The 23,749-nt window shown below is 42.3% G+C and carries 23 protein-coding genes; 5 read left to right on the top strand and 18 right to left on the bottom strand.

All coding sequences use genetic code 11. The features are described from left to right. Positions 1–122: 122 nt before the first annotated feature. Positions 123–692: a glycosyltransferase family 4 protein gene (locus tag DACSA_RS08885; RefSeq protein WP_071880306.1), complete on the top strand. Its 570-nt coding sequence runs from the start codon at positions 123–125 to the stop codon at positions 690–692. Here DACSA_RS08885 and DACSA_RS08880 read toward each other — a convergent pair. From DACSA_RS08880 to DACSA_RS08870, 3 genes are all read right to left on the bottom strand, one after another. Next, positions 684–1,517, bottom strand: coding sequence for a class I SAM-dependent methyltransferase (locus DACSA_RS08880; RefSeq protein ID WP_015229431.1), 834 nt, complete (start codon positions 1,515–1,517; stop codon positions 684–686). The genes DACSA_RS08885 and DACSA_RS08880 overlap by 9 nt on opposite strands. Positions 1,518–1,693: 176 nt before the next feature. Next, entirely contained in the window at positions 1,694–2,440 is a 747-nt protein-coding gene (locus DACSA_RS08875; protein ID WP_015229430.1) for an ABC transporter ATP-binding protein, read from the bottom strand. Between the two features lie 2 nt (positions 2,441–2,442). Beyond that, complete coding sequence (locus DACSA_RS08870) at positions 2,443–3,249, bottom strand: ABC transporter permease (RefSeq protein WP_015229429.1); 807 nt, start codon at positions 3,247–3,249, stop codon at positions 2,443–2,445. Positions 3,250–3,347: 98 nt separating this feature from the next. Between DACSA_RS08870 and DACSA_RS08865 the strand changes: the two genes are divergently transcribed. Beyond that, a complete protein-coding gene (locus DACSA_RS08865; protein ID WP_015229428.1) occupies positions 3,348–4,268 on the top strand; it encodes a glycosyltransferase in 921 nt (306 codons plus the stop codon). A 192-nt stretch (positions 4,269–4,460) separates the two neighbouring features. On the opposite strand, the gene DACSA_RS08860 is transcribed toward DACSA_RS08865, so the two are convergent. From DACSA_RS08860 to DACSA_RS22515, 9 genes are all read right to left on the bottom strand, one after another. Next, the gene (locus tag DACSA_RS08860) at positions 4,461–4,796 is read right to left on the bottom strand and encodes a ribulose bisphosphate carboxylase small subunit (protein WP_041235778.1); all 336 of its coding nucleotides are present in this window, start codon (positions 4,794–4,796) and stop codon (positions 4,461–4,463) included. Between the two features lie 28 nt (positions 4,797–4,824). Beyond that, positions 4,825–5,214, bottom strand: a complete 390-nt coding sequence (gene rcbX / locus DACSA_RS08855; RefSeq protein WP_015229426.1) for a RuBisCO chaperone RbcX — start codon at positions 5,212–5,214, stop codon at positions 4,825–4,827. Between the two features lie 45 nt (positions 5,215–5,259). After that, entirely contained in the window at positions 5,260–6,681 is a 1,422-nt protein-coding gene (locus tag DACSA_RS08850) for a form I ribulose bisphosphate carboxylase large subunit (RefSeq protein ID WP_015229425.1), read from the bottom strand. Positions 6,682–7,164: 483 nt separating this feature from the next. Beyond that, on the bottom strand, positions 7,165–7,836 hold the full coding sequence (locus DACSA_RS08845) for an LbetaH domain-containing protein (RefSeq protein WP_015229424.1): 672 nt from the start codon (positions 7,834–7,836) through the stop codon (positions 7,165–7,167). Between the two features lie 102 nt (positions 7,837–7,938). Next, on the bottom strand, positions 7,939–9,984 hold the full coding sequence (locus DACSA_RS08840; protein ID WP_015229423.1) for a ribulose bisphosphate carboxylase small subunit: 2,046 nt from the start codon (positions 9,982–9,984) through the stop codon (positions 7,939–7,941). Between the two features lie 75 nt (positions 9,985–10,059). Continuing rightward, entirely contained in the window at positions 10,060–10,350 is a 291-nt protein-coding gene (locus DACSA_RS08835) for a EutN/CcmL family microcompartment protein (RefSeq protein ID WP_015229422.1), read from the bottom strand. An 11-nt stretch (positions 10,351–10,361) separates the two neighbouring features. After that, positions 10,362–10,703 (bottom strand): carbon dioxide-concentrating mechanism protein CcmK, encoded by a 342-nt coding sequence (locus DACSA_RS08830; protein WP_015229421.1) that lies wholly within the window; start codon positions 10,701–10,703, stop codon positions 10,362–10,364. A 109-nt stretch (positions 10,704–10,812) separates the two neighbouring features. Next, entirely contained in the window at positions 10,813–11,118 is a 306-nt protein-coding gene (locus tag DACSA_RS08825; protein ID WP_015229420.1) for a carbon dioxide-concentrating mechanism protein CcmK, read from the bottom strand. Positions 11,119–11,184: 66 nt separating this feature from the next. Continuing rightward, on the bottom strand, positions 11,185–11,307 hold the full coding sequence (locus DACSA_RS22515; protein ID WP_269544738.1) for a hypothetical protein: 123 nt from the start codon (positions 11,305–11,307) through the stop codon (positions 11,185–11,187). 582 nt (positions 11,308–11,889) lie between these two features. Between DACSA_RS22515 and DACSA_RS08820 the strand changes: the two genes are divergently transcribed. Together DACSA_RS08820 and DACSA_RS08810 are read left to right on the top strand one after the other, a co-directional pair. Beyond that, complete coding sequence (locus tag DACSA_RS08820) at positions 11,890–13,749, top strand: NAD(P)H-quinone oxidoreductase subunit F (RefSeq protein WP_015229419.1); 1,860 nt, start codon at positions 11,890–11,892, stop codon at positions 13,747–13,749. A gap of 376 nt (positions 13,750–14,125) precedes the next feature. Beyond that, a complete protein-coding gene (locus DACSA_RS08810) occupies positions 14,126–15,628 on the top strand; it encodes an NADH-quinone oxidoreductase subunit M (RefSeq protein WP_015229418.1) in 1,503 nt (500 codons plus the stop codon). 260 nt (positions 15,629–15,888) lie between these two features. On the opposite strand, the gene DACSA_RS08805 is transcribed toward DACSA_RS08810, so the two are convergent. The 3 genes from DACSA_RS08805 to DACSA_RS22860 all read right to left on the bottom strand — a co-directional run bounded on the left by DACSA_RS08805 (position 15,889) and on the right by DACSA_RS22860 (position 17,653). After that, on the bottom strand, positions 15,889–16,092 hold the full coding sequence (locus DACSA_RS08805; protein ID WP_015229417.1) for a hypothetical protein: 204 nt from the start codon (positions 16,090–16,092) through the stop codon (positions 15,889–15,891). 112 nt (positions 16,093–16,204) lie between these two features. Beyond that, positions 16,205–17,206: a phosphoribulokinase gene (locus tag DACSA_RS08800; RefSeq protein WP_015229416.1), complete on the bottom strand. Its 1,002-nt coding sequence runs from the start codon at positions 17,204–17,206 to the stop codon at positions 16,205–16,207. A 312-nt stretch (positions 17,207–17,518) separates the two neighbouring features. Continuing rightward, positions 17,519–17,653: a HepT-like ribonuclease domain-containing protein gene (locus DACSA_RS22860; protein WP_083874398.1), complete on the bottom strand. Its 135-nt coding sequence runs from the start codon at positions 17,651–17,653 to the stop codon at positions 17,519–17,521. A gap of 776 nt (positions 17,654–18,429) precedes the next feature. Here DACSA_RS22860 and ltrA point away from each other — a divergent pair. After that, positions 18,430–20,391 carry a group II intron reverse transcriptase/maturase gene (ltrA, locus tag DACSA_RS19710; RefSeq protein WP_015229415.1) on the top strand — a complete coding sequence of 654 codons (1,962 nt, stop codon included), beginning with the start codon at positions 18,430–18,432 and terminating at the stop codon, positions 20,389–20,391. A 66-nt stretch (positions 20,392–20,457) separates the two neighbouring features. Here the strand turns inward: ltrA and DACSA_RS08780 are convergent, their stop codons facing one another. The 3 genes from DACSA_RS08780 to adhE form a co-directional block, all read right to left on the bottom strand. Further along, positions 20,458–20,679: a HepT-like ribonuclease domain-containing protein gene (locus DACSA_RS08780; protein ID WP_071880305.1), complete on the bottom strand. Its 222-nt coding sequence runs from the start codon at positions 20,677–20,679 to the stop codon at positions 20,458–20,460. Then, positions 20,669–20,959 (bottom strand): nucleotidyltransferase family protein, encoded by a 291-nt coding sequence (locus tag DACSA_RS08775; RefSeq protein WP_015229414.1) that lies wholly within the window; start codon positions 20,957–20,959, stop codon positions 20,669–20,671. The genes DACSA_RS08780 and DACSA_RS08775 overlap by 11 nt, the downstream gene beginning before the upstream one ends. A gap of 87 nt (positions 20,960–21,046) precedes the next feature. Then, complete coding sequence (gene adhE, locus DACSA_RS08770; RefSeq protein WP_015229413.1) at positions 21,047–23,689, bottom strand: bifunctional acetaldehyde-CoA/alcohol dehydrogenase; 2,643 nt, start codon at positions 23,687–23,689, stop codon at positions 21,047–21,049. Positions 23,690–23,749 lie beyond the last annotated feature (60 nt).

The raw sequence follows: 23,749 nt of genomic DNA, 5'->3' as shown, positions 1-23,749 counted from the left end.
CAATTCCGAATTTAGTTCTTTTTGCTAAAACAGAATGGTTATGTAATTTAGTTAACACCGAACATAAGAGAGTTGTCAAAAAAGTTATTCCCAGCTTAGATCAGAATGTTTATTTTCCTGATTTGGGTAAAGAGAAAAATTGTAAAACTACTCATATAGCAGCAATGATTCGCCCCTCAACCCCTCGTCGAGGAGCAAAACGAACTATGAACGTTTTAAAGCGAATTAAAGAGGAATTTGCTGAGAAAGTGAGAATTACTATTTTTGGTTGTTATGATGAAGATTTAGAGGCTTATGACTTAGAAACTAAATTTGAGTTGACTAACCAGGGCATATTAACTAGAGAACAAGTCGCCACTTTACTTCGTCAGTGTGATTTATTTGTTGATTTTTCTGATTACCAAGCCTTTGGAAGAACGGGCTTAGAAGCAATGGCTTGTGGCTGTGCTGTTATCTTGCCTGAAAAGGGGGGAACAAGTGAATATGCAGTAGATGGTAAAAATGCTATTCTTGTTAACACCAATTCTGAAGAAGATTGTTATCTGAAGCTATTTAATTTAATTAGTAACCCGAAACAACGAACTGAACTTTGCGAGCAGGCAATTACCACTGCAACAGAATATTCAATTAGAAAAGCTACTATTTCAGAGTTACAGTTACTTAAAAAAGCTTGGTTAAACCAATCAGAATAGCGATCCTTTAGCAAGACTTGATATAGTCTGAACAAACTTGGTATTTATCAATTTTACGATCGGCGTTTTGAAGACTTTTGCAAGAGGTCTATTCAGGAAAGCCAGATTTTCGGTTTCATAAATAACATGATCAATGTTCATAACGCCTCTGAGTGTTGTCAGATCAAAATTCCCTGTTTGAATGAAGACGACTAGCTCATAAAACAGGTTAGCTGATAATGGGAGCATGGGTTTGGCGGGATGCTGGGCTGGATCATAGGCGTGTTGGTTTCTTGGTGATGCTAGTGGATGTATTGCCAAATCTTTGCTGTGGGAGATTGGTTTACGACCATATACACCCCATGCTTTCACCTTGGGATTACCTCTAATAATTTTGTAAAAGTCTAAGGTAGTCATAGCATAAGGGTGTCCTGTCCAATCAGACCAATACAACTTTAATCCCCGTTCAAATAGATATCCATCACTTTCAAAACAAGGTTGGCGTACCAACACAAAGTCAGAGGAGGCTGTAATGGCTGCATCAAGACAATTTCGGGCTGCTGAAAAGCCTGATAGATGTTCTAGGAAGTGGAATAATGTCACGAAACGTACGACGTTATCAAGTTGGGATAGTTCTGTGACATCAGCAACAACGGCACTCAAATCATTTTCTAAAGCTTGACGAACTTTGTCTGGGTTAATATCGACTCCCAATCCCTTTGTTCCACCAAGATAGGACTTGCCAAATTTCAAAGAGCCACCATTACTACAACCGAAATCTAGGTAATCATAATTTTCCCTACAGATAAGTTGCTTAATTTCTTGAGGATTGAGTTTTTTCAACATAATTGAAACCAAATTGCTATCGTGACACCTTAATTTTAATCTATTTGGAGGATTGATCCACCGAATCCCTTCTTTTCTAAAAAATCGAAAATCATCTCTGAGAAATTTTGGACTTTATTCACTGCTGTAATGCTGGCTACGCAGATTTATCATTACTATGCAGTACAACCAAAGTATTAACCCTTTGAAGGATTAATAGCATCCATATAGCATCTAATTGCTTCATTAACCTCGCCAGAAAATTTAATTTGTCCTTGATCTAGCCAGACTCCTCTTTGACACCACTGACTGATAAACTTTCGATCATGGGAAACGACAATGATTGTAACATTACTCTCCCAAAACCTTTCAATCCGTTTGCGACACTTTTGTTTAAATCGTTCATCTCCCACAGACAAGACCTCATCTAAAAGTAAAATATCAGGACGAACATCGGTTGCGATCGCGAAACCTAAACGAGCTTTCATTCCAGAAGAAAGAGCTTTAACTGGAACTAAAGCATAATCTTTTAACTCAGCAAATTCTAAAATTGATTCAATTCTTTGAGACATTTGCTGACGAGAAAAACCTAACATTACCCCATATAAAATAATGTTATCAGTGACTGACATTCCTGGATCAAATCCCGCTCCTAATTCAATCAAAGGAGCAATATTTCCCGCCACTTTCACGCCTCCTTTGGTTGGTGGTAAAATTCCAGAAATCACTTTAAGAAGTGTTGATTTTCCAGAACCATTTGCGCCAATAATTCCCACCCTTTCCCCTTGCTGAATATCTAAATTAATTTGATTAAGAATTAATCGTTTTGAGGGGTGACGATGCTTTCTTTCTAACCAAGCAAAAATACTTGTCTTAAGGTCATAAGAAAATTCTTCCTGGGTTCTTCTCCATAAAAAAACATTACTGAGACTAATTACTTCCATTTTTATAATAAATCAATAAATTGATTACGATAACGATAAAAAAAGAGCCATCCCAAAAAGCAAACCACTAAGCTATTCAGTAAAGTCATTCCAATTAAACTTAAGTCAGGAGAATCTCCTGATAAAGTAATTTGACGAAAACTTTCAATGATTTGTGATAAAGGATTTAACAAGAGAAAGGCTCGTACTTTTTCGGGAACAATCTCTGCTGGATAAAAAACAGGTGTAGCAATTCTAAGAGCATAAATCATTACACTATAAAAATGGGGAACATCTCTAAAAAACACGAATAATGCACTTAAAGCATATCCCAGTCCACTGGAAAATAAAATAAGAGCAATAAAAGGAAAGATTAAAGAAAGAGCATTAACTAAATTTCCTGAAGTTAAAATCGCCATTAAGGCTAAGGGAGGAAGGTTAGCGGCAGCAAACTGAAATATATTAGCAGCAATTGTAGAAGAAGGAAAAATACTGAGAGGTAATTTAATTTTATTGATTAAAGAACCATTAGCTACTAAACTACTTAAGGCTTGATTCGTAGCAGCAGAAAAGAAATGAAATACAGACAATCCAGTAAAAGCCGCTAAGATATAATTAAATATAGAATCATCATAATAACTAGAAAAGGCTTTCCCTAGAACAGCAGTATAAATTCCTGCCATAATTAAAGGATTTAGTAGAGACCAATAAATCCCTAACCAAGAACCTCGATAACGACCCTTTAAATTTCTTTCAACTAGAACAGATAGAAGTTCCCAGTAGCGTCTGACTTGTGATCGTTTTTGTTGATTTGCTAGAGAGCTTTTCATAAAATAAGGTGCCAAGTATTGACAAAGCCTAACTATTTTACCTGATACTAGGTAGGTTAAGATCAATGATTAAATTTAATAGAGATGACTAAGGAAACATGAATTCTGATCAGGTGGCTGCTTACATTACTGCATATGAAGATATTGAAGCTGTTCAACGTTGCTTAAGTGGGATTGAAAAACAATCATTGGCGATTAACAACGTGATGATCATAGATAATTCTGCAAAATTTCCTGTCAAGATGTCAGCTTTAAAAACCAACCTTGCGGTTACGCTTAAAGCCTTTCCTGAGAATTTAGGTGTTGCTGGTGCTTTAAGAATTGCTTTAGCTTGGGCATTTGAGCAAAAATATAACTTCCTTTGGGTGTTTGATCAAGATAGTGTCCCAGATCAGGACTGTTTGGAAATACTTTTGAAAAGCTATCATACTTTCCATCGTGAAAGTTATCCTTTAAGTATTATTGCTCCCGTTGCTTGGGATCGTTATACTCAAAGTGTTATTACTCCCGCTAATTTTCATCAAGACCAATTTCTTGGCTATCAACCTCCTTCTTATGTTGATTGCTATGAATGTGACGCACCCATTACCTCTGGATCACTAATTTCCTTAACCGCAGCGCAGAGTGTTTTTTCCGAGTCTCCGATGGCTACTCTTTTTATTGATGGTGTTGATTTAGAGTATGGCATGACCTTAAAAACCAAAGGTTATCATAATTTGATTATTCCCCAAGCAAAACTTGCTCATTGTTTTGGGAATCCAGTGATAATTCAATGGTGGGGAAAGAAGAAACAAATTTATCAGTATTCCTCTCTTCGCCATTATTATATTTGTCGGAATTATACCTATTTGGTCTTACGTTATAGTCAAGGAAAGTATCGCTTATCTGCTCTTAGACGAAGATTAAGTTATCTATTGAAAACCTCTATAGTGATCTGTTTATTTGATCCTAAAGATAAAATAAAAAAAGTGAAAGCCTGTTGGCAGGGAACTTTTGAAGGCTTAATTCGCCGAATGTAGAGTTTGCTGAAAAAGTTCTTATGTTGGTTTGACAAAAAACCAAGGCAACAGATGATAGAGCCCTCGTCATCGGTAGGATTTTAAAGCCAGCACCTTAGCTTTTTTGACGCTCATTTAAAATGATAATCCCCCTAAACCCGAATCAAGAGTTGGGGGATTTACAGAAGTCACCGCGATCGGGTAAAAGCGATCTTAATAACGGATACCGTCGGGCTTGTAAACGATAAAGCTAACCATTTGGCATTGACGGATATTATCAAAACCAACAACACGGATGTAGCAGTTAGAATACTCAGAACGGCATTCCCGCACCTCATTTAAGACATCTTGAGGAGAACTTGCATCAAATAAAGGTAATTTCCACAATGTCCAGTGGTGATCTTGAGGTTTAGGGGACTCTTCAAACTCAATAGCAGGGATAAAGCCTTGATCCAGCATATACTGAATTTGCTTGGCAATTTGCTGATCAGTGAGAGGAGGTAAATAAGAAAGGGTTTCGTAAAAGGCTTGTTTCGGTGTTGTTTTCATGGTTTCAAATCCAGTATTTACAAAGAGACTATTCAGTAGCGTTTGAGTCATCAGACTCTTGATTTTCCTGATCTTCTGGTGGGGTTTGAGTCAACCGTTCCAAAATCTGACAACGATAGTAAAGGTTGGACTCCTCCATTCCTGAGCGCACCATCTCTGGCAGAAAATCTAACACTCGCTCGGCAAGGTCTTCTCTAACGGTCATAATTCGCATCACAAGGTCTTTCCGTTCCGCCATCAGGGCTTCTAGATAAGCCTCGCTATTTTGCAAACTATGCTGTTGAGAAAACTGTCGTAACCAGAGGGCTTGGGTGGGATTGGTTTCTGATAGTTGGTCAAGAATCGTTCGCACCGCTTGATAAGTTAAATAATCTTGCAGTACCTTCGCTGTTTCTTGAGCCACTCGTTTTGAGTTCATAACAATTTACCTTTCCCCACCCATAACGCGGTGTTGTCGTAGCAATTAGAGAGTATCTACTGCTTCGTACTCGAACTTAATTTCTTTCCAAAGTTCAGAAGCGACTTTCAGTTCTGGCGACCAGCGAGCTGCTTCTTTAATGATTTCGTTTCCTTCACGAGCGAGGCTACGACCTTCGTTCCGTGCTTGAACACAGGCTTCAAGGGCGACACGGTTGGCGGTTGCACCAGGAGCATTTCCCCAAGGGTGTCCAAGAGTTCCACCACCGAATTGTAAGCAGGAATCGTCGCCAAAGATATCCACGAGCGCTGGCATATGCCAGATATGAATTCCACCAGAAGCAACGGGGAAGACACCGCCCATAGAAGCCCAATCTTGGGTAAAGAAGTTACCACGAGAGCGATCTTCTTCTACGTGGTCTTCACGCATTTGATCCACAAAACCAAGAGTGATCGCACGTTCTCCTTCTAATTTACCGACAACGGTTCCAGAGTGGAGGTGATCACCACCAGACATCCGTAAGCATTTCGCGAGAACGCGGAAGTGAATCCCATGATTTTTCTGACGGTCAATAACGGCGTGCATAGCACGGTGAATGTGCATGAGAACCCCGTTGGCGCGACACCATTTGGCGAGGGTGGTGTTAGCTGTGAAGCCACCAGTGAGATAGTCGTGCATGAGAATGGGCATATCCAGTTCTTTCACAAACTCAGCACGCTCTAACATTTGCTCACAAGTGGGAGCAGTTACGTTGAGATAGTGTCCTTTGATTTCGTTGGTTTCGGCTTGTGCTTTGTGAACCGCTTCGGCTACAAACAGGAATCGATCGCGCCACCGCATGAAGGGCTGAGAGTTAATATTTTCGTCATCTTTGGTGAAGTCTAAACCACCACGGAGACATTCATAAACCGCACGACCGTAGTTTTTCGCGGATAAACCGAGTTTGGGCTTAATGGTGCAACCGAGTAAAGGACGACCATATTTATTGAGGAGGTCACGTTCTACGGTGATGCCGTGAGGAGGACCCTGGAAGGTTTTCAGGTAAGCGACGGGAATCCGCATATCTTCTAAACGAAGCGCCCGTAATGCTTTGAACCCAAAAACGTTCCCAACAATCGAAGTCAGCATATTGGTGACTGATCCTTCTTCAAACAAGTCGAGGGGATAAGCCACAAACATGAAGTATTGATTCTCTTCTCCTGGAACCGCTTCAATGTCGTAGCAACGTCCTTTGTATCGATCTAAGTCAGTCAGATTATCTGTCCAAACTGTTGTCCAAGTTCCTGTGGAGGATTCAGCGGCTACTGCCGCCCCTGCTTCTTCAGGAGGAACTCCGGGTTGGGGAGTGACTCGGAAAGCGGCTAAAATATCGGTGTCTTTGGGGGTGTAGTCGGGGGTGTAATAGGTTAGGGCGTAATCTTGTACCCCAGCCTTAAATCCGCTAGATGCTTGTTGTGCTTGTACCATTTCTTTCTCCTGAGTTTTGAGGTCTTGATCTCAATCAACCGTTTTGATGCTGTACCGAAAAGTGAGTCCTTTTCGGCTTATTTTATTTGCCAGCCTCACTTGATTTTTTACTTTAACACGAGTTGGTTCAATTTTACATATTAATCTTCATTTTTATTCAAATAGTTTTTACTTATTTGTCTTCCCTTGCTTCACGGTTTTTAAAATCACTAAAGAGTGAGCAAAACTCCTGATGACACTAGCTTTGCTCTCTAACATTTTACTCTTTACTCTGATAACTATAGCGCTACAAAATTAGGTTAGGACATTCCAAAATGTTGAAACTCACCTATACCTTACTCTTGCCTTTTGCCTCTTGCCTTTTGCCTAGCGCGTAGCGCTATAACCGCTACGATTCCTGATTAAAATAACCCGATCGAGAAGGAAAAGAGTTAATCAGAAATTCTGATAATTAATCATCAGTTATTTCCTAGAAATTGCTGGTTATTCCTTCTTTTTAAAGTTCTCCTTATGAGGGAATAATGTCACCATTAAACGCTCAATATGGGTTTGACCATAAATTGTGGTATTCGAGGGGGACTGTTTCTGAGAAGAAGAGGTTTCCTCGTCGGAGGGAGGCTCACTGGTTTGATTGACAGTTGCCTGATCTGAACCACTACCATTGTTTTCAGCACTGGGATTCGTAAATGATGAGGGCGGATCAAGGTTATTGTTAAAAGTCACTTCATCTGCATGATTGCCATTATTTTCAGGAGTCGGATTTGGGGATGGCGCTGGTGTTTCTTCTGGGGAGGGATTCCCTTGACGAGAGTCGTCTCCGAAAAGACTCCCTGGCGGAATCACTGTCATGGCAGCGACAGAGGTTTGGATCAAGGTGCTTGCCGTACCGACACAAGCCTGATCGCCAATTTTGCCATAACCCACAACCAACACTCCAGCCCCTAAAATTGCCCCTTCCCCGATCTCGATCGAGCCTGCGTTGGCAGTTAAAACCGTTCCCATTCCCAGACAAGCCCCTGCTTTAATGATGATCCGTCCCTGATCGGTGGCTTGGAGAATTACCCCTGGCGCGATCGTGGCGGTTTCATCAATATCCACCTCACCACTCACATAAATTTTGCTGTTACCAGTTGCTGGCAGGGAAAGCACGGACATGGGCTTTAGCCACTAAATGGCTTCCAATAAGGTTTACAAAAAATCCAATTCAGTGATCAGGAGTCCTCATTAACAAAGATCAACTCCCGATCGTGAATCACTCTAAGCGGGTTGCTGAATCGTTGTTTCTAGCACCCGCCGTTTCGCTTTCGGGTCAATTCCCACCAAGCGGACATATTCCCCTTGATGATCCGCTAAACACCCTTCTAGCGCCGACAAGACTTCTCCTTCACGGGTGCTTTCAATGGGGGAACAACTTTGCCAAGAATTGCGGCTAAATCGTCGTTTATCCGCGTGTTCCGTCCCGATTTGATAACCTTGCTGTAAGAGATTTCGCACCTGTTGCACAGTATTTTGATCTAATTTACTGTTCGATCGCGCCCCATTCTGACGCTGACCAGACGATCGCTGATCTGTCGCAGAAGCAGCCCCTGTCGAAGCACTAACCCCATTGTTGCTACCTTGTCCAGGTTGCTGAATCAAGGTTTCTACCACGCGGCGTTTCGCCTTCGGATCAACCCCCACCAGGCGCACATAATCCTTCGGATGTTCTGCTAAATGACGATTCAACTCCGAAAGCACCTGATTCGCATTGCCTTTCAGTTGTCCTGCATTTTGCCAAGAATTGCGACGGAAACGACGTTGATCCGCATATTCCACACCAATGTTATAGCCTTGATTCACCAAACTTCGCACTTGTTCAGCAATCTCTCCACCCGCCTGCGGCTGCCCTTGCTGATGGGATTGACCAGAAGTTCGTTGACCTCCTCCCGAAGCAGGCTGAGTTGTTCCATTTTGTCCGGGTTCTTGGATCAATAACTCTAAAACCCGTCGTCGCGCCTTCGGATCAATCCCGATTAAGCGTACATATTCGCCGCTATATTCCGCTAGACAGGCTTCTAACTCAGAAACTGCCCCAGACACTTGGCGACTTTGAATTGGTGCGCCATTCTGCCAAGAATTACGACTAAAGCGACGTTTATCCGCGTGTTCCACCCCAATTTGATAACCTTGGTTGAGTAAACTCCGCACTTGTTCCGTCACATTTCGATCGAGTTGTCCATTGCTAACCCCACCACTGGCATAACTTGGATTAGACTGACGACTCGCCGGTCGATAAGAGCTACCATTACCAGAACTATAGCTTTGACTGGGCTGATCCTCTGGGGTTTGGATTGTCATTTCCGAGACTCTCCGCCGCGCTCTGGGATCAATGCCAATTAAGCGCACATATTCCCCAGCGTGTTCCACTAAACAGGCTTCTAACGCCGCGATCACATTACGTTCCTGCTGATCTTTAATCGGAGCGCAGTTTTGCCAAGAATTGCGGCTAAACCGTCGTTTATCCGCGTGTTCTGTACCAATTTGATAGCCTTGGCGTAACAGGTGACGCACTTGTTCAATTGCTTCTGTTTTCAAGATTGTTCCCCCCTTATTCGTCCTATTTTCACCTTTTCCATTGTTAGAGAGGGTTTGCTGTTGCACTCTCGCACCGTTCCCATTACTGGTTGTTTGATGCGATTTCCCTTCCTTCCTGACTTGGGTAATACAGTTGGCATCTTTCGCGCACTTGTATCCCGCGCGAAGTGCTTCGTTGATCTCTACCACATGATGAGCGAATTTTCGATCGGACTCTTGCACATCAGGTAAGCGGTCAGCTTGTTGTTGGTTCGTAATCACTGAGCCTGATGGAATATACTTCCCTTGGGGAATCTCCACATCTTGGATGAGAGCGTGCATCATCACAATGCAATCATCTCCCACCCGAGCATTAAACACAGTAGAACGGAAACCAATAAAACAATGCTTTCCGATGTAACAGGGACCGTGAATCAGTGCCATGTGAGTAATACAAGTATCCTCACCAATCCACACTGAATACTCTTTTTGGTCTTCTCCCACCACACGCCCTTCTTCTAGACCGTGAATGACGACTCCATCTTGGATATTCGTCCCTTCTCCAATGGCAAATGGCGCTCCTTCGTCAGCACGAATGGACGTTCCTGGGGCGACGAGAACATCGGGTCCCACCCAGACATCACCAATGATGTTAGAGAAAGAATGAACATAAGCGGTTTCGTCAATTCTCGGCTCGGCGAGAGCTTTCGACCAAGGAGTGGGCGGAGCCGCTTCACTGCGGACTACCATTTTTCGTTCCTCCTAAATTTAAACGCTTCATTTATTTTTTTGCTTAAGAGCGATAAAACTGTTTTTTTATGACCATCACTCATTCCCGTAGAGACGGCGATTATCTACCGTCACCGTGTCTATAATTGCAACCACCATGGCATCGAGGGGACGGTTTTGATGGTTTTCTTCTTGTCGCGCAGCACTCCCTCGGTTCACCAGTACCCATTCTCCGAAGCCAGCACCAACGGGGTCAGCTGCGACTTCATATTTGGGGAGGAGTTCGCCGTTTTCATCAATCAACTGCAACAATAGCAATTTCACACCGCTCATACTGGGGAGTTTTTGCGTACCTACCACCGTTCCGCGCACTTTCGCCATTTGCATAACGGTTAAAATTACTGACGAGTGATGTTACGAGGCGTGCCAACGCCTTCTCGGAATTGTTCTACTTCTTCGGTGTAGCGAATCGGTAGCACATATTCTAAGTTTTCGTGGGGACGAGCAATGATATGAGTGGATAAGACTTGTCCACCGTTGACTCGTTTCACTGATTCGACACCAGCACTGACTGAGGCTTGGACTTCGGAAACGTCACCACGCACAATCACGGTGACTCGTCCCGTTCCAATTTTTTCATAACCGACAAGCGTCACACGGGCGGCTTTTACCATTGCGTCCGCTGCTTCCACAACGGCGGGAAAGCCTAGGGTTTCAATCATTCCTACTGCAACTGCCATTTTTATTGAGTTTCCTTTTTACTGTTTTTACTTCACAACACATCGAATTTTGAGGGGTTAACCTCTGGACAGCTGAGTTATTGTTTACCATTGGTATGCCCCCTCAGTTTTATCGGAATTGTTCTACTGCTTCGGTGTAGCGAATGGGTAGCACATATTCTAAGTTTTCGTGGGGACGAGCGATAATGTGCGTTGATAGCACTTCGCCGCCGTTCACTCGTTTGACTGATTCCACACCAGCATTAACTGAGGCTTGAACTTCGGAAACGTCGCCGCGTACAATCACGGTGACTCGTCCTGTTCCAATTTTTTCGTAACCCACCAACGTCACACGGGCGGCTTTTACCATCGCATCTGCTGCTTCCACGACGGCGGGAAAGCCTAATGTTTCAATCATTCCAACCGCAATTGGCATATTAATTTTCCTCTATGATTCAACTAAACTTATCTTTATAGAAAAGCGTCAAAATTACCGTCATTATTAGGGTTTTTGCTGTTTTGCTTCGGTCTCCCGACTGCTTTTGAGCTTTTTCCCGAAAAAACTTCGATCGAACTTTTTGACGGGTAGGTCATTTTCCCTACCATAAAAAAGCATAAATGACATTGTCGCCTTTGACAATATAAATTATCATAATATTTTCCAATTACTCTGTTTAATAATTTTTAATATTGCTGATTGCTGATGATCCCCACCCTGAGACAGCCTTTTGTCTATTGAGACTCAAGGGATTGTTTTATAATCGTTTGGGAAAGGTTCTATAACAGGGGACAATTTGATGGTTAAGCTCAAAAAATATCAAGATTAAGTCAAGAAAAAACCGATCTATGCAGGTTGATTTATTCGCCAAGTTTGATCCCTAGAGACAAAATGCTGTTTCTAGTGAGACGATCGCGCAAACTGAAATCTTGGGTTTTGATGAGTAATTATTCTCAGGGGGCAAAGATAAGAATGAATAATGTTTACCATAAACACTAGGAAAGGTTAAGGAGCAAAAAGGAAAATAAGATCGGATCAAAGGTAAAATTAATCAATAATCAAGTTTTAAGGCTCGAAAATTAACGGTTTTTCAATTTTAATTGAGGTCAAAATTTTAAGAGAAGATAAGATCAATAGTAAACCCTAGTTTGGCTTGAATTTTTAATAAAGACTTTCGCTGAAATCAACGGTATTAAGGATGATTTGAGAATGGGTGATTTGTTAGTACAAGGAACATGGTTAATTCCTTTTTATGGGCTATTCGGTGCGCTTTTGACTTTACCCTGGTCAATGCGGATGATTCGTCGCACTGGGTCAAGACCGGCAGCTTATGTTAATTTATTGTTGAGCGCGATCGCGTTTTTACATGGGTCGATCGTGCTGTGGCTAACTTGGGAAAAACCACCGCAAGAAATTGTTTGGCATTGGCTAAAAGTGGCGGATTTAGACCTAACGTTGGCGATCGAAATTTCACCCGTTAGTATTGGTGCATTAGAGTTAGTTTCAGGAATTACAGTTGTTACGCTCATTTACGGGTTAGGATATCTAGAAAAAGATTGGTCACTGGGAAGATTTTACGGTTTAATGGGCTTTTTTGCCGCTGCCTTATCTGGAATTGCTCTCAGTGATTCTTTACTGTTAACTTATGGGTTATTAGAATTATTGACCCTTTCCACCTATTTATTAGTGGGATTTTGGTATGCTCAACCTTTAGTGGTGACGGCGGCACGAGATGCGTTTTTAACCAAGCGAGTTGGGGATATTATTTTATTAATGGGTGTGGTGGCGCTTTCCAGTTATGGGGTAGATTTGACGTTTACTGGGATTGAAGAATGGAGTCAGACTGCCGATTTAGCCCCATTTAGTGCGACTTTACTGGGTTTAGCGTTAATTGCCGGTCCGATCGGAAAATGCGCTCAATTTCCCCTAAATTTGTGGTTAGATGAAGCAATGGAAGCACCGAGTCCAGCGTCTTTAATGCGAAACTCGATCGTTGTCACATCAGGGGCGTATGTGTTGATTAAATTACACCCAATTTTTGAGTTGTCCCCGATCGTGCGAGAAGTGTTGATTGCGGTAGGATTAGTAACTGCTGTGGGAGCGTCTTTCGTTGCGATCGCACAAATTGACATTAAACGCACCCTTTCCCATTCCACCAGCGTCTATTTAGGTTTAGTGTTTGTTGCTGTCGGTTTTGGACGTTTAGATATTGCTCTGTTATTATTACTGATTCACGCGATCGCCAAAACCCTGATGTTTATGAGCGTGGGAGCAATTATTTTCACCACCAACGACCAAAATATCACTCAAATGGGAGGATTATGGTCAAAAATGCCAGTGACCGCGCTTTCTTTCCTTGTCGGATCATCAGGGTTAGTGGTGTTGCTTCCTCTCGGAAACTTCTGGGTCATGGGACAATGGATTGAAAGTTTTAATACCCTTCCTCAATGGTTACTCCCTTTCGTGATGCTAATCAATGCTCTGAGTGCGATTAACTTAACTCGTGTTTTCCGTTTAGTCTTTCTCGGAGAGACGCAGCCAAAAACTCGACGTGCGCCGGAAGTCAGTTGGCCAATGGCATTTCCCATGGTCGCCTTAATTATTATTGCCTTACTTGCGCCATTAATTCCCCAAAAATGGCAACTCTGGTTTGCAGAAACTGGCTCTCTCGCCACGACAGTAGAAGTGATCAATCAGCCAGAGATGTTGTTATTAGTGTTATCAGGTTTTGTGGGAGTGATCCTCGGAGGAACGATCGCGTTACCTCGCACCTGGATGCGACCGGTTAGCAGTAGTTCTCGATTTTTACAAGATTTTCTCGCCTACGATTTTTATTTAGAACGGGTGTATCGTTGGAGCGTCGTTTTAGTCGTAGAACTTGCTTCTAAGTTTAGCGCCTGGCTCGATCGATATATCATCGACGGTATTGTCAACTTAATCGGGTTTGGAACGCTGTTCAGTGGTCAAAGTTTGAAATATAGTGCTTCCGGTCAATCTCAATTTTACCTACTAACGATTTTAATCAGTGGCGCTTTACTCTTAATGTTGCTGATCAACTGGAGTTTTTAACAGTCTTCAAACCGTAGGTTGGGTGAAGTTTACGAAACCCAACACAAAAGTTAGCCCCCTAACCCCCAAGTTTGGGGGAACTCAACACCCCCTGTAGGTTGAGTGAAGTTCACGAAACCCAACACAAAAGTTAGCCCCCTAACCCCCAAGTTTGGGGGAACTCAACACCCCCTGTAGGTTGGGTGAAGTTCACGAAACCCAACACAAAAGTTAGCCCCTAACCCCCAAGTTTGGGGGAACTCAACACCCCCTGTAGGTTGGGTGAAGTTTACGAAACCCAACACTAACCAATAACCAACAACCAATAACCAATAACCAATAACCAATAACCAATAACCAATAACCAATAACCAATAACCAATAACCAATAACAAAAATGTTAAGCGCTTTAATTTGGATACCCGTCATCGGGGGAATCATCATCGGTTTTTTGCCGCAAAAACAAGCCGAAAAATCTCGTCTCTTTGCCTTAATTGTGGCAAGCATTCTACTCGTAATTACCATTATCATCGGTTTCGAGTTTGATCCGAATGTTAATGGACTGTTTCTGTCAGAATCATTTTCTTGGCTAGAACAAATCGGCTTAAACTACTATATTGGGGTGGATGGGTTAGCATTACCTCTGCTGTTTTTGAATAGTTTTTTAACCCTAGTTGCCATTTATGCCAGCAATCCGAAACTCGATCGCCCGCGCTTTTATTATGCCCTCCTGTTGCTCCTTTCTGCGGGAACAGCAGGAGCATTTTTAGCGCAAAATGTGCTGTTATTCTTCTTATTTTACGAAATTGAGTTGATTCCCTTATATTTCCTCATTGCCATTTGGGGAGGAACAAACCGAGGCTATGCAGCGACTAAATTCTTACTCTACACCGCAATCTCTGGGGCGTTAGTTTTAGCCTCTTTTCTCGGATTGGTTTGGTTAAGTGGCGCTTCCAGTTTCGATTATGAGCCATTGCGCTCTCAAATGCTCCCCTTAAGCAGTCAAATTGTTCTCTTAATCATTCTCCTAGCTGGATTTGGCATCAAAATTCCCATTTTCCCCTTCCACACCTGGCTTCCTGACGCTCACGTGGAAGCCTCAACCCCGGTTTCCGTGCTTTTAGCAGGGGTTTTATTAAAACTGGGAACGTATGGTCTTTTACGCTTTGGTGTCGGATTATTCCCTGATGCGTGGGGAGTGCTTGCTCCCTATTTAGCGATTTGGGCGGCGATTAGTGCCTTATTTGGGGCCTTAGCTGCCATTTCCCAGAAAGATATGAAGCGAGTGGTGGCGTATTCTTCGATCGCGCACATGGCTTATATTTTACTGGCTGCAGCGGCGGCAACGCCTTTAAGTTTAGTAGCAGCAGTGGCTCAAATGATCAGTCATGGTTTAATTTCGGCACTCTTATTCCTGTTAGTAGGAGTGGTGGGTAAGAAAACAGGAACAAGAGATGTAGATACTTTAAGAGGATTACTAAACCCTGAACGCGGCTTACCGATTATTGGCAGTTTAATGATTTTGGGTGTAATGGCAAGCGCTGGGATTCCTGGCATGGTAGGATTTATTTCGGAATTTTTAGTATTTCGAGGCACTTTCTCTGTTTTTCCCATTGCTACTTTACTCTGCTTAGTGGGAACTGGTTTAACGGCGGTTTACTTCTTGTTGATGATTAATCGCGTCTTTTTCGGACGTTTACCACAAGCATTTAGTAATTTACCGCCCGTGCCTTGGTCCGATCGCATTCCAGCGATTATTCTCGCAGTTTTAATTGTGATTTTAGGATTACAACCGAGTTGGTTAGTCCGTTGGAGTGAGACAGAAACCGCTTTTTTGTATAACAATGAGCAATTAATCAGTAATTTTCGCCCTCTAATATCAGGTTCGCTCGATCGATGATAAAGAGTAGGCCCTAGTGAAGCGAAGCGAAACCCAACACACATTATAAGCAATTACCCGAACTTGATATAACCCCAAATCAGTAATTTTCGCCCTCTAACCCCAAATCAGTAATTTTCGCCCTCTAACCCCAAATCAGTAATTTTCGCCCCCTACCCCCCAAAATTGGGGGAATTACTCCCTAACTTGGCATTCTTTTGCCCCCCAACGTATGGTGGAATCCCCCCCTAACCCCCCGATGATTGGGGGGAACACTACTATTACTGATCTGAACGTTGAGGAGGAAGGGTAAGATGGGTGGCGGAAGAAGGAAGTGGAGAAAATTTGAGGTTAGAGACGATCGCAAGAACAATTCCCCCCAAAATACAGAGGGGAAAAGATAAAGTTAACTCCTGTAACCATCCCCATAACTCTACCATTGCAAATAAGATTCCAAAGCAAACTAGCCAAAAACGCAGCATCATTTTTATTGATCAAACCGAATTTTGTTTAATATAATTCGTAACTAAAAAATCGCGGAAGGTGTTAATCACATTCTCCCGCGATATCGCTATTGATTGCTTTCCCATCCGAGAATTAGACTCTGGCGGCGGCTTTGGCTTCTTCTTTCGTTAATAATTCGTAGGTTTCTCGCATTTTCAAACCGACTAAAACTTGGAATAAACCAGTACCATCATTTGATCCAGGTGCGTCTGGATGTTTGAGGAGTAACTCAGTCATTTCGCCGTAAAACTTAGTAGCGGTTTTACTCAAATGACTTTCAATATAAATCATTTCATCTAAGTTATCGAAATAACCATCGACCTCTAAGACCGAAACTTCGTGACCATAGTAGCTATCTGGACCGTAGAAGAGTTTGATGCCAGGATAAGCACAAGTTAACTTCCGACCACAGGGTCGCCAGTCGATCGTTGATCCTTCATCAAACAAGTAAACGGGATCGAATCCTTCTACGCCTTCTTTTTGAATTAAACGGACGCGGAGATATTTACTTTCTTTATCTTCAATCAGTTGCGTTGGTAGCACCTGAATCACAATATCAGCAAATTCTTTTTGAGGTTCAATGTAAGCGGTAAAGTCGGGTTTTCTAGAATTAATGGAAGCGAGAACGTCCTCATAAGTATGACCCCGTTCCGCCATATCGCGTTTAATTTTCCAGTTAATTTTAACTTCGTCGCTAATATCAAGATAAACACTGAAATCAATCAGTTCCCGTACTCGTTCATCGTAAAGGGGGTGTAATCCTTCGATGACGACCACTTTGTTCGGTTCAATGCGTTCGGGAGGATCAAGTTCTCCTGTTTCGTGGTTATAAATGGGTTTATCGATCGCGTGACCTTCTTTGAGTGCTTTGACTTGTTCATACATCAAATCAAAGTTGTTCGCTTTGGGATTTAAGGCGGTGACACCAGCGGCTTTTCTTCCTTTGCGATCGAGGCTATGATAGTCATCTAAACAAATCACCGTCATAAACTTTTCCCCAAATAAGTCTTTGAGGCGGCGTAAAAAAGTTGATTTTCCACAACCGGAGTCACCGGCGACCCCAATTAAAACAACACGGTTAGATTCGGTGTTCATAATTTCTCCCTATAATTATCGTCTTCAAACAATTTTTAAAACCCAATACTCTTCAGAAATCGGGAACGCTTTGATCGTTTGCTCCTAACAGGAGAAAGTTAGCAAACTTAGCAATCTCTTTTGAGTAGCCCGAAAGGGTTGATAAGTATTTAATCTTATGTTGGGTGCTAAATCTGCATCTTACCATTAAGGGAATACTCCCTACAAGTTGATCCCTTCTTCTGCTCTCTGTCGCTTGAATGGTGGTAATGATCAGAGAAGCCTTTATTGAAAACCAACTTGGTGAGAAAATTCTTGCCAAAGGTCTAATCATCAACTTGGTTCACTCTCAAGGGAGATCAAAATCCTTTGTAAAGCGATCTTTAATGTCGGTAGGTCGGTTTGAATCGTTTCCCAGATGAGTTCCACATCAACTTGAAAATATTCGTGAACGATCGCATTTCTCATTCCTCGAATCTCAGTTCATGGCATTGTGGGATTTGCTAACTTTAAATCATTGAGTGCGATTCGTTTCTAGTGAAATCGTTGTAGTTCCCAGGAACTATGGAGTATAAGCTAGAGCTTGGGAAAGATTTGTCTTGGACTCTATATCCTATGAAAAGTTGAATACCATGACAACTTGATTTCCATGATGGTGAAATACCCCTAAGTATTACGAAATATTAAGAAAAGAGGGTGGGAAGTACCGAACATATAATGTAGGGAAAACCGAACATTAAATCCATCTCTCTCAGGATGTGAGAGAACAGCGTAACCCTTATCTATAGAGTTGACTACTTGAGGATAAAGCAGGGTTAAACGGGGTCACTGCTAGAAGCCTAATCTGGTAAATTCCCTAGCAAGAGGCTATGCCTAGTCAACGAACCTATGTCTGAACCATCGTTATGAAGGCCCTGCGCAAAGGCTGCCGCAGGGGGCGAAATATGCCCAAGGTAAGAGGATATAAGTATTCGATGGCTTATATCACATCCCCAAAAATGTACCCGGTGGAAAGTAGGAGGCTAAGGTCTCAAGCAAATGGAAATCAGGAACGAATTAACCCTCGTTCATACTCTTGGGAAGGTCGATTCTCAAGTAGTCTGTCGGGACGCAATCTCTGACCATTTTTGTCAGGTAGAGCGAGGGCGGGATTGGTTAAGAAGCAAAGGCCTCTTTTAACGAAGAGGATAAGCAGACGTAACCACTTTCGATTACGAAGAAAATGAAATTAAGTAGAGGGAATCATGAACTTGCTAAAGTATGAAAGTAATGCAGAGGTTAAAACCTTCTTGAACTTTCCATTTTGGTTAAGTTTCGGATTACTCCTGATGGAGAAGACGGAATGGAATCAAGTGGATTGGAAACAGGTGGAGATTAATGTGTTTAAGCTTCAAAAACGGATTTTTCGAGCTTCTCAAAGTGGTGACGTGGCTAAAGTCCACAAACTTCAAAGATTATTGTTACGGTCCTGGAGTGCAAAACTCCTAGCAGTACGGAGAATCTCGCAAGATAACCAAGGCAAAAATACCGCAGGGGTAGATGGAGTTAAGAGCCTAAACCCTAAACAACGATTAAACCTTGCTGAAAACCTAACTCTAACAGGGAAGGGTAAATCTTTAAGACGAGTATATATTCCGAAACCAGGTAAAGCTGAAAAACGTAGCCTGGGAATTCCTGTTATGGAAGACCGTGCGAGGCAGGCTCTTCTCAAGCTGGCTATGGAGCCGGAATGGGAGGCTAAATTTGAACCTAATTCGTATGGTTTCCGTCCAGGACGCTCTTGTCATGATGCGGAAGGTGCAATTTATGTGTCCATCAATCAGAAACCCAAATGGGTCTTAGATGCTGACATTTCTAAATGTTTCGACCGTATAAATCACGATGTTCTTTTACGAAAACTGAATACGACTCCGACTATTGCGCGACAGATTCGAGCTTGGTTAAAGTCGGGGGTTTTGGATAGAGGCGATTGGATGCCTACTGAGGAAGGGACACCACAAGGAGGGGTAATTAGTCCACTTTTGGCAAACATAGCCCTGCATGGACTTGAGGAGTACATAAAACAATGGGCTGAGACCTGGAAGGGATATAAAAACGAAAACGGTCGCCAAATGAGTAAAATCAACAGACGACAAAGTATCACCCTCATCAGGTATGCGGATGACTTCGTTGTACTTCACAGGGATAAATCCATCGTCCAACAGGCGAAAACGCTGATTGAACACTGGTTACATGGCTTAGGCTTAGAACTAAGTGAGAGCAAAACGAGGATTTGCCACACCTTGTATGATTCTGAAGAGGAAGAAGCAGGGTTTGATTTTCTGGGATGGAATGTCCGACAATATAGTGTTGGGAAAGACCACTCAGGAAAAAATGCGCAGGGTAAGTTACTCGGTTTCAAAACATTAATTAAACCCAGTGACAAAAGTATTAAGAGGCATTATGAAAAGATTGTAAGAGTCTTAGATTCAATGAGAGGTAAGTCCCAAGAGGCAATTATTGGAAAGTTAAATTCAATCATCGTTGGATTTTGCAACTATCACAATGCAGTCTGCTCTAAAGAAGCTTTCAAACGACTAGACTACATGGTCTATAACAAATTACGTCGCTGGATGAAACGCCGTCATGCGAATAAAACCCCCAAATGGTGTGAACAAAGATACTTTCATTGGACTAAGGAGAAAAGTTTGAAGGGTGATGATAGGATAGACAAATGGGTCTTTTCTACTCCATCTGAAGTACCGAATTCTTCTGTTGCGGGTAAGCATGAATTACGCAAACACGCATGGACACCAATTAAGTATCATAAAAAGATTGAGGGTACCAGGTCTCCTTTCGATGGAGATTGGCGGTATTGGAGTAAACGCCGAGGTAAATACCCAGGTGTCAAAAAACGAGTATCCAAATTAATGGTTAAGCAGAATGGCAAATGCGCTCGTTGTGGACTTTATTTTAATGATGAAGATGTTCTCGAAGTTGACCATATAATCCCTAAAGCCGAAGGGGGTAAAGACGAGGATAAGAACTTACAATTACTTCATCGTCACTGTCACCATGAGAAAACTGCTGAAGATTCAAAAAGACAAGCTCAAGAAAAAATCAAACATAAATCCACAATTGACGTAAAAATCAAAGTTGATAACAACGGAGAAGAATATGTTGATTATGTGGAAATTGATGATAAATTATGGGAGCGACTCGTATAAGAATCTAAGCAGGGAAGTGCTGCTATTGCAGCGTATATCGAAGAGGAGCCGTATGATGCGAAAGTATCACGTACGGTTTTGAAGCCGAGTCGGGAGGGCGACCTTCCGGCTTAGGTAACTCACACTTCCTACCGCTTCACCAATCACCGCTAAACTGTATAGAATGGCTCTTAGCGCTTGTTCATCTTCAATAAATATTTCAAAACTTAAGCCTTCGATGCTTTGTTCTATAAATGAAATTTCTGACAATATATCCTGTACCCGTCGCTTAAATTCTCTAGAAGACACGAACTGCCTCCTTTAATACAGTTTCCCGCAAATGAGGACGCAGGGACTTTAATGTTCCCACATCTACCGAACAGTTCAATAAATCTTCTAAATAGCGCTGCAAACCTAACAAAGTAAATAAACCCACTGGACGTTTAAACTCAACTAAAAAGTCCACATCACTCTCTGGCGTTGCTTCTCCTCTGGCAACTGATCCAAATAAAAAAAGCGTTTTCACGGCAAATTCATCAAGGCGATTTTGATGAGTCTCTAATATTTGTAAGACTTTTTCCTTCTCCATTGCACAATCTCACGTCTTACTGAATCCTCAGAGTGCGGAGGATTCCCCCGCACCTGAATTGATTAGAAACAATTAATCAAAAACATATTACACCACATAGTCCGCCGTTGGTTCGGTTTCGGGATGATACATCATGCTATCCACACGGCAACCTTGATAAGCTAAAACATATAGCTCTTTCAAGTCTTTAATCAAGGGATAACGGGGATTGGCGACAGTACATTGATCATCAAAGGCTTGTTCGGCGAGGTTTTCCAGTTGTTCATAGAACTCGCGATCGTCCCCGTGTAAGGTTTCTTTAATGGTAAGCGGAACATCTAACTCTTGTTTTAAGCGCTCGATCGCGCTGACCAAGTTTTCCACTTTCTCATCAAGCGTCTCTCCTCCCAATTTTAAGTAATCCGCTAATCGCGCATAGCGTTCCTTGGCGTGAGGATATTCATACTGAGGGAAAATCGCTTGTTTAAAGGGAGCATCCGTCGTGTTATAACGAATCACATGGGAAATCATCAACGCATTGGCTAACCCGTGTGGCACGTGGAATGTCGCGCCGAGTTTGTGCGCCATCGAGTGACAAATCCCTAAAAATGAGTTAGCGAACGCCATACCAGCGATCGTCGCCGCATAATGGACTTTTTCTCGCGCCACAGGGTCATTTGCGCCGTATTTATAAGCATTAGGAAGATACTTAAACAATAATTCCACTGCTTCTAAGGCTAACCCTTGAGTAAACTCGGTGGCGACGACAGAAACATAAGCCTCCAACGCATGAGTTAACGCATCAATTCCCCCGTAAGCTGTCAACCGTTTTGGGAGGTGCATCACTAATTCTGGGTCAACGATCGCCATATTCGGTGTAAGGGCATAATCGGCAAGAGGATACTTAATCCCTGTTTTCTCATCCGTTACCACAGCAAAGGGGGTAACTTCTGAACCAGTTCCAGATGTGGTGGGAACGGCGATCATCATGGCTTTTTCCCCTAAAGGCGGTAAATCATAAACCCGTTTCCGAATATCCATAAAGCGAGTCGCGACTCCCTCAAACTCAACTTCGGGATGTTCATACATCAACCACATGATTTTTGCCGCATCCATTGGCGAACCGCCACCGAAGGAAATAATGACATCAGGTTGAAAACTGTTCATTGCTTCCACACCTTTGTTAATTTCCCCTAATTTCGGATCGGGTTTGACATCATAAAATACCTGATGTTCTAAACCAATTTCATCTAAAACGTCGGTGACTTCTTTTAATACCCCCATATCAAATAAGGGTTTATCCGTAACAATAAAGGCGCGTTTTTTTCCTTTCAATTCTTGCAACGCCACTGGTAAACAACCAAATTTGAAATAGATTTTTGGTGGCACTCGAAACCATAACATATTTTCCCGTCGTTCCGAGACGGTTTTAATGTTTAATAAGTGATGAGGGGCGACGTTTTCACTGACGGAATTACCGCCCCAAGTTCCACAGCCTAAAGTGAGAGAGGGGTCTAATTTAAAGTTATACAAATCTCCGATCGCGCCTTGAGATGAAGGGGTATTAATTAATACTCGTCCTGTGGTCAGTTTACTTTCAAAATGTAAAATGCGAGCGTGATTTTTTTGTGCAGTATAAAGAACCGAAGTATGTCCACGCCCTCCTAAACTGATTAATTGTTGTGCTTTAGTTGTCGCTTCCTCAAAGTTTTGACCGTGATACATCGCTAAAACGGGAGAAAGTTTTTCATGGGCGAAGGCTTCCTCAAGGCTGATGTCTTCCACTTCCCCAATTAAAACTTTGGTATTTTCTCCCACTTCCATTCCTGCAATTTCGGCTATTTTTTGCACCGATTGACCAACAATTTTGGGGTTAATTCGTCCTTCGATAATTAAAATTTCTCGGATTTTTTCGGTTTCTTCTGGTGTGAGGAAATACGCGCCGCGATCGATAAACTCTTGTTTGACTTTTTCATAAACTTCATCCGCAACAATTACCGATTGTTCTGAAGCACAAATCATCCCATTATCAAAGGTTTTACTGATTAAAATAGAACTTACTGCCATCGGAATGTTTGCAGTTTCATCAATGACGGCGGGGGTATTTCCCGCACCCACTCCCAACGAGGGTTTTCCAGAGGAATAAGCCGCTTTCACCATTCCTGGTCCGCCAGTGGCGAGAATTAAATTAATGCTAGGATGCTTCATTAAGGTTTGAGAAAGCTCGATCGTTGGTTCATCAATCCAACCAATAATGTCAGCAGGTGCGCCAGCTTCGATCGCCGCATCACGAACAATTTTAGCCGCTTCGATCGTGCATTCTTTAGCGCGAGGATGAGGAGAAAAAATAATTGCATTGCGTGTTTTTAGTGCAATCAGCGCCTTAAAAATCGCGGTTGATGTGGGATTAGTCGTCGGAACAATTCCAGCTAAAACGCCCAGTGGTTCCGCTAATTTTTGAATCCCATAATGAGGATCAGATTCAATCACTCCACAAGTAACTTCATGTTTATATTTGTTATAAATAATCTCAGAAGCAAAGTGATTTTTAATCACCTTATCTTCTTGAACACCCATTCCCGTTTCTTCTACTGCCATTTTTGCTAACGGAATCCGATTCATGTTAGCCGCTAAAGCCGCTTTTTTAAAGATGGCATCGACTTTTTCTTGAGGAAATGTCGCGTATTTGGCTTGGGCTGCTTTGACATTGGAAATGAGAGTTTCTAGTTCTTGAAGATTGGTGACAGTCATTATTGTTTCTCCTTTTTTTTGAATGTAGTGATTGTCGGTTTTGTTTCGATTTATGTTGGG

The organism is Dactylococcopsis salina PCC 8305, from assembly GCF_000317615.1.
Classification (GTDB): Bacteria; Cyanobacteriota; Cyanobacteriia; order Cyanobacteriales; family Rubidibacteraceae; genus Halothece; species Halothece salina.
The sequence above is the reverse complement of the archived record's forward strand: the minus strand, read 5'-3'. Positions and strand labels throughout refer to the sequence as shown.

Coding starts and splice junctions, on each gene's coding strand:
- DACSA_RS08875 (WP_015229430.1), bottom strand. CDS start 2,440: ATGGAAGTAATTAGTCTCAGTAATGTTTTTTTATGGAGAAGAACCCAG.
- DACSA_RS08865 (WP_015229428.1), top strand. CDS start 3,348: ATGAATTCTGATCAGGTGGCTGCTTACATTACTGCATATGAAGATATT.
- DACSA_RS08820 (WP_015229419.1), top strand. CDS start 11,890: ATGGGTGATTTGTTAGTACAAGGAACATGGTTAATTCCTTTTTATGGG.
- DACSA_RS08840 (WP_015229423.1), bottom strand. CDS start 9,984: ATGGTAGTCCGCAGTGAAGCGGCTCCGCCCACTCCTTGGTCGAAAGCT.
- DACSA_RS08845 (WP_015229424.1), bottom strand. CDS start 7,836: ATGTCCGTGCTTTCCCTGCCAGCAACTGGTAACAGCAAAATTTATGTG.
- DACSA_RS22860 (WP_083874398.1), bottom strand. CDS start 17,653: ATGAGAAATGCGATCGTTCACGAATATTTTCAAGTTGATGTGGAACTC.
- DACSA_RS08800 (WP_015229416.1), bottom strand. CDS start 17,206: ATGAACACCGAATCTAACCGTGTTGTTTTAATTGGGGTCGCCGGTGAC.
- DACSA_RS08775 (WP_015229414.1), bottom strand. CDS start 20,959: ATGGAGAAGGAAAAAGTCTTACAAATATTAGAGACTCATCAAAATCGC.
- adhE (WP_015229413.1), bottom strand. CDS start 23,689: ATGACTGTCACCAATCTTCAAGAACTAGAAACTCTCATTTCCAATGTC.
- DACSA_RS08805 (WP_015229417.1), bottom strand. CDS start 16,092: ATGATGCTGCGTTTTTGGCTAGTTTGCTTTGGAATCTTATTTGCAATG.
- DACSA_RS08810 (WP_015229418.1), top strand. CDS start 14,126: ATGTTAAGCGCTTTAATTTGGATACCCGTCATCGGGGGAATCATCATC.
- DACSA_RS08830 (WP_015229421.1), bottom strand. CDS start 10,703: ATGGCAGTTGCAGTAGGAATGATTGAAACCCTAGGCTTTCCCGCCGTT.
- DACSA_RS08835 (WP_015229422.1), bottom strand. CDS start 10,350: ATGCAAATGGCGAAAGTGCGCGGAACGGTGGTAGGTACGCAAAAACTC.
- DACSA_RS08860 (WP_041235778.1), bottom strand. CDS start 4,796: ATGAAAACAACACCGAAACAAGCCTTTTACGAAACCCTTTCTTATTTA.
- DACSA_RS22515 (WP_269544738.1), bottom strand. CDS start 11,307: ATGTCATTTATGCTTTTTTATGGTAGGGAAAATGACCTACCCGTCAAA.
- DACSA_RS08880 (WP_015229431.1), bottom strand. CDS start 1,517: ATGTTGAAAAAACTCAATCCTCAAGAAATTAAGCAACTTATCTGTAGG.
- DACSA_RS08870 (WP_015229429.1), bottom strand. CDS start 3,249: ATGAAAAGCTCTCTAGCAAATCAACAAAAACGATCACAAGTCAGACGC.
- DACSA_RS08825 (WP_015229420.1), bottom strand. CDS start 11,118: ATGCCAATTGCGGTTGGAATGATTGAAACATTAGGCTTTCCCGCCGTC.
- rcbX (WP_015229426.1), bottom strand. CDS start 5,214: ATGAACTCAAAACGAGTGGCTCAAGAAACAGCGAAGGTACTGCAAGAT.
- DACSA_RS08850 (WP_015229425.1), bottom strand. CDS start 6,681: ATGGTACAAGCACAACAAGCATCTAGCGGATTTAAGGCTGGGGTACAA.
- ltrA (WP_015229415.1), top strand. CDS start 18,430: ATGAACTTGCTAAAGTATGAAAGTAATGCAGAGGTTAAAACCTTCTTG.